The sequence below is a fragment of the Alteromonas sp. B31-7 genome (assembly GCF_015767655.1).
GTDB classification, from domain to species: domain Bacteria; phylum Pseudomonadota; class Gammaproteobacteria; order Enterobacterales; family Alteromonadaceae; genus Alteromonas; species Alteromonas australica.
In genome coordinates, this window is the sequence record NZ_CP065233.1 from 4,306,541 (window position 1) to 4,317,541 (window position 11,001).

An 11,001-nucleotide genomic window follows, 5' to 3' on the forward strand; every position below is an offset into this window, starting at 1 on the left:
TTTTGGAATGGCACTAGGATTTTTCATTGTTTGCTGGTTAAAAAAACCGTCTCTAAGATGGAGCCACATCGACAAAAGTATAAGAACAATTCTTACAACAGGTAGATCTTGAGGGAGTATTTTCATGTTTAAACCCAGTAAATTACGAACAGCGATATGTTGTGCGTGCATCGGATTACCACTGAGTGCTATCGCTCAATCAGATTCTCCCGACGCGCAAGAAGAAAAAAACGCCAACAGTGTTGAAACCATTTCTGTTACCGCCACCCGTCGCGAAACGTCGATTCAGGAAGTCCCTTACAGTATTTCTGCGTATGGCGGTCAAGCGTTAGCAGAGTCTGGCGTTACCGACTTTTCAGCCTTGGCACGCTCTATTCCAGGGTTAGTGCTTAGCGATGTAGGGCGAGGTAAAAATGGTATTTCCTCAGGTATCATTATGCGTGGGCTTAACCTAACCGGCGGCGCACAAGAAGATTTCGCTATGACCACTGACCCTGTGGTCTCTGTGTACTTGGGTGAAACGCCACTTTTCGCCAATCTTGAGCTACGTGATATGAATCGCGTAGAGGTACTTAAGGGCCCTCAATCAACGTTATACGGCTCAGGGTCACTCGGTGGTACCATGCGATACATTCCCAATAAACCTGAGTTTGAGGAATTTTCGGGTAACGTGAAGGCGGAGGTGTCTAGCACCGACCACGCGGGTGATTTAAACCACGATATGGAGCTGACATTAAACCTTCCTATCAGTGACACGTTTGCACTGCGTGGTGTGGTTACTCAACTAGAAAATGCAGGGTATATCGACAGCGACTACATTGCTGTTTTAGACGCCGACAACCAACCCACTGGCGAATACACAAGCGCAAAAGATATTAATGACGAAAAAGTTTCCATGGCACGCCTTTCAGCGCGTTGGTTACCCACACAGAGCACCGATGTCTTACTGACTTATAATTATCAAAAAGATGATGTACAAGGATCTGCCGCCACCTCTGAAGGATTAGAAGGCTACCAAACCGCGGCAAAACTTATTGAACAGTTTGAGCGTGAAACTAGCATTACCTCGTTAGTCATTGAGCACGATTTAGGCTTTGCTGATTTAACCTCTGCGACATCAATTACCAATAACGATGCCGAAAGCTTATACGACCAAAGCTATAACTATGGCTTTTCATCATGGTGGGGGCCCTATTACGTGGCGTATTACGGCTATACCGGCGGTACAGCACCGGCCGCAGAAGTCATTGCCGGTGAAAAAACCTACACCACGGATACCTTCACGCAAGAATTCCGTTTAGCAGGTACTACCGACAGTAATATCGATTGGTTAGTTGGCTTGTATTATAACTCTGTAGATTTTGACGCTGAAGCTTACGACATTGTATATGGTTTAGACGAAGCTTTTAACATCACTAACCCTCTGGATACTGATATAGGCTACGCCAATATTCAGCAAACCGAGTTTGAAGATTATGCCCTCTTTGGTGAAGTGACTTACTACCCTACAGATAACTTAAGTATCACTGCAGGTTTACGCTACTTTGAGCAAACCTTCTACGCTAAGCAAGAAGTCCTTCTGCCTGCGTGTGAAGAATTTTGGTATACCACCTTAGGTTTCTTCACCTGTGGCGATACTGAAAATGCTGGGATTGACCCTCGGGGCTATGCCGCAGGTGAAGACGAAAAAGACTTCGACGATTTACTTTACCGCTTTAACCTTGCCTACGATTTTGACCTAGACACTAAGTTCTACGTGAATATTTCACAAGGCTTCCGCCATGGTGGTGCCAATGGCCTCCCCACCACAGGCATATTCGCAGAAAGTGAAGAATATTTATTTTTCGAGCCAGATAAAACCACAAACTATGAAATGGGCATAAAAGGCAACCTGCTCGATAGTGCCGTTTACTACAGCGCAACGGCATTCTATATCGACTGGGAAGACCCTATTTTGCTGGTGCAATCCCCAGCGGGCGGCTTTCCTGCCATGATTAACGCCCAAGAAGCGGAATCAAAAGGGATAGAAGTTGAAGTTAACGCTACCTTAACCGACACCCTTAAACTGAATGTAGGTTATACCTACACCAGCGCCGAGTTAACCGAAGATTTCATTGCCCCTGACGGTTCATTCGCCGGTGCGGAAGGTGAGTCATTGCCTGGTATTCCAGAGCAAACGTTAGTGAGTTCATTAATTTACTCTCAAGAGTTTGGCGCAGGCATGCTGTCGGCCCAGTTAGGCGTGTCTTATAAAGGTGGGTTTAACACAGGCTTTGATGACCCATCATTATTTTATGAAACAGGCTTTGATGAAATTTCTTCATCTACCCTTTGGAATGCAAATATTCGTTATAAGCAAGACGCCTGGTCGGTTTCCCTTTATGCTGAAAACCTCTTTAACGCTGACGATGCAACCGCTTCTGATGGTGACGGAAAGTACATTATCAATGAAGCTGCTGGCGAGTCTAAAGCGGGTGAACAGTATGACATTGCCCAATTAGGCGACCAACGCTACCGTGTTAGACCCCGTACAGTAGGTGTTTCGTTTAGCTATGCATTTTAGCCAACCGTCCCCTTCGGCTTCGGCCGAAGGGAAAACACATGAGACGCCAATACGTATGCAAACCGCCTCCCAGTATCTAAAAGACGTAAAACAGGCAATGGTGGAAAATAAACTTGCTAAAGCCTCCCATTATTGCACGCTTGCGCTTAAGGCTTATCCTGAAAATGGCGATTTATGGGTGGCTTTGTCAGACATTAGTCTGCGGTTGGGGCAAAACAAAAGCGCCATTAATATGGCGTTAAAAGCCATTAATTGCGCCCCTCAACAATGCTGGCATTACTTCCATTTAGCGGGATGCTACATCCACCTTCACGTCTTTTCCGCTGCCAAAAAGGTGTTGGAGCAAGTTGAAAAAAACATGGCGACCACCGCATGTGAAAGCGCATGGAATAAACTGGGCGAGCTGTATTACATGACCAACGACGTTGACGGTGCTATGCGAGCGCATCAACGTGCTCTTAGCCTTGCGCCTGATAGTGTGAGTACTCGCAACCACTTAGCGGCACTGTTACGATTTAAAGGCCAGTTAGACGACGCGCAACAATTGTACCTAGAAGTACTGGAACGTGACCCAGCCAATTACCAAGCCTGCTATAACTTGTCGCAATTGCGGGTGGTGCCCAGTGATAGTCAGTTAGTCGCCCTCATAGACAACTGCGAGAAGCAATTGGCCCACCATCATCATGGTCACATCATGTTGAATTATGCCAAGGGCAAAGCGTATGAAGATGCGGGGCAATTTGATGATGCCTTCGCCAGTTATCAAAATGGGGCAAGTCGAAAACGCACGCAACGGGGCTATTCCCTTGAGCGTGATATCGCCCTTATGCAATCCGTAGTTAAAGCTTGCGATAGCCTACCTGCGCCTGCTAACGCGGCCAATACTCTTGCACAGTCTCCCATCTTCGTTGTGGGTTTACCCCGCACAGGTACCACACTGGTAGAACGTATTTTAAGTTCTCATCCCGACATGGTCAGCGGCGGCGAACTCAATGCGTTTCCCATGGCATTGCTGGAAGCAGGTGGAAAGTCGCTGGCGGCTGGACTAGACGGGCTAGACAGCACATTGATCAACGCGTTAAACGACGCTGGCATGGCAAAGCTATCTAGTCGCTATTTACAGCTTGCGAACAACTACGTAGAAGGCGCGCCTCGATTTATCGACAAGCTGCCGTTTAACTTTTTGTATTGTGGCTTCATTCTTCACGCTATGCCACACGCGAAAATTGTTCATGTAAAACGTGACCCTTTTGATGCCGCAATCAGTAATTTCAAAATGCTGTTTGACCGTGGCTACGAATATTCATACGACCTTGCGGATACCGCCCACTTCATTGCCGCATATGAAGCGCTTATGCAGCATTGGAAAGCCCGTTTCCCCACGCAAATCCACACCGTGGAATATGAAAAATTGGTGGCAAACCAGCGTGTTGAAACCGAACAACTTTTACAGTTTTGTCAGCTTAATTGGCATGACGACTGCCTTCACTTTCATCGTAATAGCAGCGCTAGCCACACGGCCAGTGCCAGTCAGGTACGAGAACCTATTTATCAGAGATCGGTAGATTTATGGCGTCAATACGATGCCCATTTAGCGCCGTTAAAAGCTGCGTTTGCCAGCCATGGCATTTTGCCAACTACAGCAAGGAATAATCATGAGTAGACTCGATGTTTTTCAATCAATGTGGGCAATGGAATACCGCCGACCTGATAGATTTGAATTAAGTCTAGAAGAAAAAATCACAAAAATTGCCCAAGCGGGTTTTGTGGGTGTGAGCTTCGATATTGGTTATCACAGCTTTGAAACCATTGAAGCCGCTATGCCGCTATTGCAAGCTCACCATCTCGATCTTGTATACAACGCCTTTATAAAAAGCACAGAGCACTACGAAGAAGTCATTGCATTCGTGGCCAGTCAGCCGATTAAACCGCGATTTATTGCACTTATTGGCCAAATAGAACCGTGGGATGTCAACGACGTTGCAGCGCAAACCAAACAATGGATGGCCATCAGTGAACGAGAAGGCATTCCTACCTATGCAGAAATACATCGCAACTGCATGACAAATGACTTACTGTTTACGTTGCAGTTAATGGAAAAGGTACCTGATCTTCTCATGGTGGCCGATTTATCTCACACCCTAGTGAATCAGGAATATTACTTACCACTGCACGAGCTTGCTAACCAGCGTATTTCAGAGTTTCTTACCCGTGCTGAAGCTTTCCATGGCCGTGTTGCAACCCGCGAACAAGTGCAAGTACCCATCTTGTTTGAACAACACAAACCCTGGTTTGAATTATTTAAACAATGGTGGCTAGAAGGGTTTCAGAATTGGCTGGCACGTCATGGAAAAGACAGCGACGATGCCTGCGTATTTTTATGCGAATTAGGCCCGCCTGTTTACGCAATGACTGACAGCAAGGGTGAAGAATTAAGCGATCGATGGGAAGAAGCTCTCCTGTTAAGAGAAACGGCCCAAACGCTATGGCAACAAGCCATGGCTGGAGGCGAATAATACAACAATAAATAATGCCTCACCGCGCGCTTTCATCGCAGTGTAAGCACTGCGCCGTGGTGAGACACAACCAGCAAGTTAGACAAGGTTATAAAACATGAAGCAACAAAGAACCTGTGGTGAAGCACTAACCGCACTTTTAGAAGCCTACGGCGTTGATACCGTATTTGGCATCCCTGGCGTACATACTATTGAGCTTTATCGCGGTTTCAAAGACGCAAATATTCAACATATTACTCCCCGTCATGAGCAAGGTGCTGGCTTTATGGCGGATGGCTATGCCCGTGTTAAAGGCAAGCCTGGTGTTTGCTATATTATTACTGGCCCAGGCATGACCAATATTGTTACCGCTATGGGACAAGCCATGCAAGACTCTATTCCCATGTTAGTAATCTCATCGGTTAATCGCACAGCGCAGCTCGCCATGGGCGAAGGACGTTTACACGAACTCCCCAATCAATTAGCCATAACAAAAGGTGTATCTCGCTATAATCATACCTTGTTGAATGTGGATAATTTACCCAAGGTTCTGGCACAAGCATTTGCCGTATTTAGCAGCCAGCGTCCTGGCCCCGTTCACATCGAAATTCCTATTGACGTATTGGCACAAGATGCGAGTCATATCGACATGACGCCTTGGCCTATGCCTGCACCACCTGCTGCTAACCCGCAGAGTATTGATGCTGCGGCCGCGTTATTAGCTAGCGCTGAGCGCCCATTAATGATTTTGGGTGGCGGTGCCCGCCATGCCTCCAAACCGGCACAGGCGTTAGCAGAAAAGCTTGCCATGCCTATTGTCAATACCTGCAACGGGAAAGGCGTGGTCCCCAGCAGCCACCCGCTGTGTATTGGCTCAACACCTTCTCACCCGGCGATACGAGAAGAAATTGAGCAGCATGCAGATGTGGTCATTGCGGTAGGAACCGAACTGGCTGAAACCGATTATGACTTCTTCTTCTTGGGCGATCTTGCAATGCAGGGCAAGCTTATTCGGATAGATATCGACAACGGGCAATTGCTTCGTAATCACCGTCCGGATGTTCCTGTGTTGGCCGATGCGAGCCTATCCCTAGCGGCGATTAACTCGCAAATTTTAGAAGAAAAATCATCAAAAATGGATGCCGCCGTCGCGCGCTGCAAAGCCATTCAAGATAAAACCCTTGATATGAAAAAGGCAACGTATGCTGACTTTTTCGCTACCCTCACCGACACCCTAGGAGATTGTGTTATCGTCGGTGACTCTACGCAGCCGGCTTATTACGCGCAGGCTTACTATGAAACTCACCATACCGCCCGCTATTTTCACTCCACAACAGGTTATGGCACCTTAGGTTACGCCTTCCCAGCAGCCATTGGGGCGGCATTAGCTAGCCCTGAAACGCCAGTGATAGGCTTAACCGGCGACGGTGGCGGTCAGTTTAGTTTAAGTGAAATCATCAGTGCAGTAGACGCCCAAGTGCCAGTGATTTATATCGTATGGAACAACAGCGGCCATGGCGAAATTCGCCGCTTTATGGACGATGCCAACGTCACTCGCACTGGAGTAGATATCACCTCTCCCGATTATGCGGCCCTCGCCGCAGCCATGGGGTGCGCCTCTGCAACAGTAAACAGTTTAGAAGATTTGAAGGCTTCCTTGCTTGCTGCAAAACAACATGCAGGCCCATTTCTTATTCAGCTCAACGAAGATGCGTTAGGTTGTGGCTATGCGTTTTAAGGAGTCTGTTATGCAAGCTTTTCTATTGCGGCACGTATGTGACGCCCTTCATTTATCAATACGCCCGGAGAAAACAGGCACTGAATTACCCGCATCGGTTCATTCAGCGATAGGAGCGTTTTATGATTAAAACTCAAACCTCTTCGGAAAATCTGGATGCTACCCCTTTTTTGGTATGGGTTAAGTTATTATGCTGCTCTTTTTTTGGTATAGGTTTCTTTCTTGTACCCTTTACCTATGATGGCTCTTGGACCATTGTACTAGGGGTTGCCTCTGGCGCAGTTTCAGGCTGGCTTGGCGACAACATGAAGTACTTCACCTGCAGTATTTTCATTGTTGGGGCGTTAATCTCTGTTATATACAATCTCACACCCCATTCATTTGCCATTCGTCTACCGCTAAGTCGCCGACTAATGGCATCTCACTGGTCTTGGACACTGCTCACCCTTATCGGTGGTATTACTGCTGCTATGACCCTATTTCAAGTGGGCCCAAATTGGATAATAGGCAAAGATACTGGGATTACCGCATATATTGATGTGGCTGGGGCCATATTTTTGCTTATCGGGTTGGGCTGTTTATTTTTGCCCTTTTTAACCGATTATGGCTTGCTAGACTTTATTGGCACCTTGTTACAACGTACCTTCCAAAGAGTATTTAACCTGCCGGGACGCGCGACCATCGATACACTCGCCTCTTGGGTGGGGTCATCAAGTATTGCGGTTGTCATGACCAACTATCAATACCAACAAGGGTATTATAGTGCGAGAGAATCAGCCGTCATTGCGACTAACTTTTCGGTGGTTTCTATTCCGTTCGTGCTGCTTACTTCTCAGGTGGCGGGTATTGAGCAATTCTTTTTGCCGCTGTATGGCACCATGTTTGGTATTTGTATTCTGTGCGCCATCATTACACCTCGTCTGCCGCCCTTAGCTTCGTTTAAAGACGAATACTACCAAGGGCAAGAAAAGCAACTGAACGAAGATGTAGAGCAGGGCGAAAGCCGACTATCCTGCGCCTTACAGCGCGCGGTAAGTACAGCCAAAAAAGCGCCATCTCCAGCGCAATCTATGAAGAAAGGCTTTTGGTCTATGTTCGACATCTATTTAATGATGATGCCTGCCGCCATGGCCATAGAATTTTTAACCCTCGCGGTTTATTACAATACCTCGATTATGCAAACCTTAGCTTACCCTTTATTCTTGCTACTCGATGCATTGCAAGTACCGCAAGCAAGCATGGCCGCGCCTGGCATGTTTATTGGCCTGCTAGATCAGTTTGTTCCAACCATTATTGCTGGCAGTATTGATAGCCCCTTCACCAAGTTTATTCTTGCTGGGCTTTCCATCACACAGCTTATCTTTTTTGCGGAAACCGCCATCTTGATTATGCGCTCGGCTATTCCGTTAACCATCATGCAGTTGATTGCTATTTTTGCCATTCGCACGCTAATCGCCTTTCCGATTTTGTACGGCATGGCACATTTACTCTTTTAACGTGCAAAAACCACAGACAACATAACATTCTTCGTATATTCCCCACATGTTGTCTGTGGTTATATAACAACATAGAACAGGCATTAATATTTGGAGTTATATATGACCCCGGTAAACGCTATTACTAGCGACCAAGTAGCGAAGCATGGCCTTCCTGCTGACGTGTTTAAAGACCCTAATACATACACCGCAGAATGCGACACCATTTTTGCAAAAGGCTGGGCGAGCATTGGATGCGGTCAACAAATCGCAAAGCCTGGCGACATTCTTCCTGTTCGCATTGCAGGACAATCACTGATTGCCATGCGCAATAAAGATGGCGAAATAGGGGTATTTCACAACATTTGCCGTCACAAGGCCGCCCCTTTAGTGGACGAGCCTTGTAATAAGCGTTCCTTGGTTTGCCCCTACCACAAGTGGAGCTTTAAAATAGATGGTTCGTTACTGAATGCCCCCCGCTATTTTGGCAAAGAAAACAAAGTGATGACGCCGGAAGACAAAGCGGATAAAGGCCTGATTGCGGTTCGCTTTGCCGTGTGGTGGGACATAATTTTTGTAAACATAAGTGGCGACGCCGAGCCTTTTGAAGCATTCATCAAGCCCCTTGATGAGCAGCTTGCTGACTACCCGAAGGAACACATTCAAAAAATTAGTACTACGGATTACTCCGGTGACGTTAACTGGAAGTTGGCCGTGGATAATTTCCTCGATGGCTACCATGTTCCCTTTGTTCATTCACAAGCCTGTACGGTGGAGTCGGTACTAGAGCAAGATGACTTATTTTTGTCTGACAACATTGTGGGTTTACGCCTCATGAATGGCGCCAGTGCAAAACCCGCTAAAACCAGTAAACAGCTACCTCACTGGGAAGGGCTTAAGCCCGAGCTTAAAGGCACTCAGCAATGGTTTGGCATTTTTCCTAACACGTTATTTTTCGTGGACCCATGTTGGGTACAAACCATCGTCATTAAACCCATGGGCGAAACGACTACAGATGAATCTTTAAGTATTTATGTGGTGAATGAAAACGCAGCCAGCGAAGCGTTTGTGGAAGAGCGAGCTCGGCTTCACGACGTGCTAAACGAAGTCAATCAACAAGACATTGAACTGCTCGATAAACTTCAAGTTACACGGAGCAACGCCATTGCTAACCAAGGTCACCTTAACGACGCCTGGGACCAAGTGAATATGACATTCCATCAAATGTGGTTATCCAAAATGTCAGCAGCAAGCACAGAAAAATAGGAAGGCAAATGGCTTCACTTTCAGATTTATCGTTACTCACGACCCAGGCTTACCTGAACGGTGAGTGGGTAACAAAACCTCATTCCTTTGCGGTAAGTAACCCGTTCTCTAGTGAAGTAATAGCCGAGGTTAGCGATTGTGATGAACACGACGCTGCCTCGGCCGTTGCTTGTGCCAAAGCAGCCTTCCCTGCTTGGGCAGCCACCCCTGCAATAGAACGCAGCAAGTTACTGAAACAATGGTATGCACTGATTATTGAGAATCAGGCTGAACTTGGCAAAATATTAACCTTGGAACAGGGTAAACCGCTAAAAGAAGCGGTGGGCGAAATTGCCTACGGCGCGTCGTTTATTGAGTGGTTCGCAGAAGAAGCTCGACGCTTATATGGAGATACCATTCCCGCGCCGAGCCAAACTAAGCGTATTCTAGTGATAAAGCAGCCTGTGGGTGTGGTCACCGCAATTACGCCATGGAATTTCCCTAATGCCATGATTGCTCGAAAAGCCGCTGCGGCATTGGCGGCAGGTTGCACATTTGTGGTTCGCCCAGCAGCGGAAACACCCCTTTCAGCCCTTGCGTTAGCCATACTGGCAGAACAAGCAGGCATACCTAAAGGGGTTTTTAACGTATTACCTAGCTCAAACGCCGCGGCCATTGGTGAAGTACTGACTCAGCACCCTGATGTGGCTAAATTCTCATTCACCGGGTCCACCCGGGTTGGCAAACTGCTCACCAAACAGTGCGCTGACTCGGTAAAACGCGTGTCGATGGAACTGGGTGGCAATGCGCCTTTTATTGTCTTTGAAGATGCCGATCTAGACGCCGCAGCCACTGGACTGATTCAATCTAAATACCGTAACGCTGGGCAAACCTGTGTGTGCACAAATCGTATTTTAGTACACGAAGCCGTGCACGATGAATTTGTGTCTATTTACCAAGACAAAGTGGCGCGTCTGACGCTGGGTAATGGCCTCGATGAAAACACAGATATTGGTCCTATGATCCATCCGCAAGCCAGCCAAAATGTGCATAACATGGTGAAAGACGCGCTAGATAAAGGGGCTACGCTGCTACTCGGCGGCACCCCGGCCACTGAAAACAATATTTACCCTCCCACCCTATTGACTCATGTCACGCCAGAGATGCGGGTTTTTCGTGAGGAAATCTTTGGCCCCGTATCACCTGTGGTGAAGTTTTCTCACGAAGCCGACGCGATTGCCATGGCAAACGATACCGAGTACGGCTTAGCCGCTTACTTTTATGCCCGAGATATTGGCCGCGTATGGCGAGTCTCAGAAGCGCTTGAATACGGCATGGTGGGCATCAACGAGGGGCTAATTTCTGATACTGCCGCCCCTTTTGGTGGGGTAAAACAGTCTGGTACCGGGCGTGAAGGTTCTCACTATGGTTTAAACGACTACATCAATATCAAATATTTATGCATGGGGGGAATTGGGCAATGAA

The 11,001-nt window shown here is 47.3% G+C and carries 7 protein-coding genes; all 7 read left to right on the forward strand.

Going from position 1 to position 11,001, the window contains the following annotated elements:
* Positions 1-124: 124 nt before the first annotated feature.
* The 7 genes from IUA53_RS18855 (at position 125) to IUA53_RS18885 (ending at position 11,000) form a co-directional block, all read left to right on the forward strand.
* On the forward strand, positions 125-2,563 hold the full coding sequence (locus tag IUA53_RS18855) for a TonB-dependent receptor (protein WP_196897578.1): 2,439 nt from the start codon (positions 125-127) through the stop codon (positions 2,561-2,563).
* Between the two features lie 55 nt (positions 2,564-2,618).
* Positions 2,619-4,226 (forward strand): tetratricopeptide repeat-containing sulfotransferase family protein, encoded by a 1,608-nt coding sequence (locus IUA53_RS18860; protein ID WP_196897579.1) that lies wholly within the window; start codon positions 2,619-2,621, stop codon positions 4,224-4,226.
* The gene (locus tag IUA53_RS18865) at positions 4,219-5,079 is read left to right on the forward strand and encodes a hypothetical protein (RefSeq protein ID WP_044448974.1); all 861 of its coding nucleotides are present in this window, start codon (positions 4,219-4,221) and stop codon (positions 5,077-5,079) included. Before IUA53_RS18860 ends, IUA53_RS18865 begins: the two co-directional genes overlap by 8 nt.
* A 97-nt stretch (positions 5,080-5,176) precedes the next feature.
* Positions 5,177-6,796 carry a 5-guanidino-2-oxopentanoate decarboxylase gene (locus tag IUA53_RS18870; RefSeq protein ID WP_196897580.1) on the forward strand — a complete coding sequence of 540 codons (1,620 nt, stop codon included), beginning with the start codon at positions 5,177-5,179 and terminating at the stop codon, positions 6,794-6,796.
* 122 nt (positions 6,797-6,918) lie between these two features.
* Positions 6,919-8,292 (forward strand): YjiH family protein, encoded by a 1,374-nt coding sequence (locus IUA53_RS18875; protein WP_196897581.1) that lies wholly within the window; start codon positions 6,919-6,921, stop codon positions 8,290-8,292.
* 102 nt (positions 8,293-8,394) lie between these two features.
* A complete protein-coding gene (locus IUA53_RS18880; RefSeq protein WP_196897582.1) occupies positions 8,395-9,537 on the forward strand; it encodes an aromatic ring-hydroxylating oxygenase subunit alpha in 1,143 nt (380 codons plus the stop codon).
* A gap of 8 nt (positions 9,538-9,545) precedes the next feature.
* On the forward strand, positions 9,546-11,000 hold the full coding sequence (locus IUA53_RS18885) for an NAD-dependent succinate-semialdehyde dehydrogenase (RefSeq protein ID WP_196897583.1): 1,455 nt from the start codon (positions 9,546-9,548) through the stop codon (positions 10,998-11,000).
* The last annotated feature ends 1 nt before the right edge of the window (position 11,001 follow it).

Bases quoted from the DNA above. Each gene is read 5' to 3' on its own strand.
- IUA53_RS18860 (WP_196897579.1), top strand. From the start codon at position 2,619: ATGCAAACCGCCTCCCAGTATCTAAAAGACGTAAAACAGGCAATGGTG.
- IUA53_RS18880 (WP_196897582.1), top strand. From the start codon at position 8,395: ATGACCCCGGTAAACGCTATTACTAGCGACCAAGTAGCGAAGCATGGC.
- IUA53_RS18870 (WP_196897580.1), top strand. From the start codon at position 5,177: ATGAAGCAACAAAGAACCTGTGGTGAAGCACTAACCGCACTTTTAGAA.
- IUA53_RS18885 (WP_196897583.1), top strand. From the start codon at position 9,546: ATGGCTTCACTTTCAGATTTATCGTTACTCACGACCCAGGCTTACCTG.
- IUA53_RS18875 (WP_196897581.1), top strand. From the start codon at position 6,919: ATGATTAAAACTCAAACCTCTTCGGAAAATCTGGATGCTACCCCTTTT.
- IUA53_RS18855 (WP_196897578.1), top strand. From the start codon at position 125: ATGTTTAAACCCAGTAAATTACGAACAGCGATATGTTGTGCGTGCATC.
- IUA53_RS18865 (WP_044448974.1), top strand. From the start codon at position 4,219: ATGAGTAGACTCGATGTTTTTCAATCAATGTGGGCAATGGAATACCGC.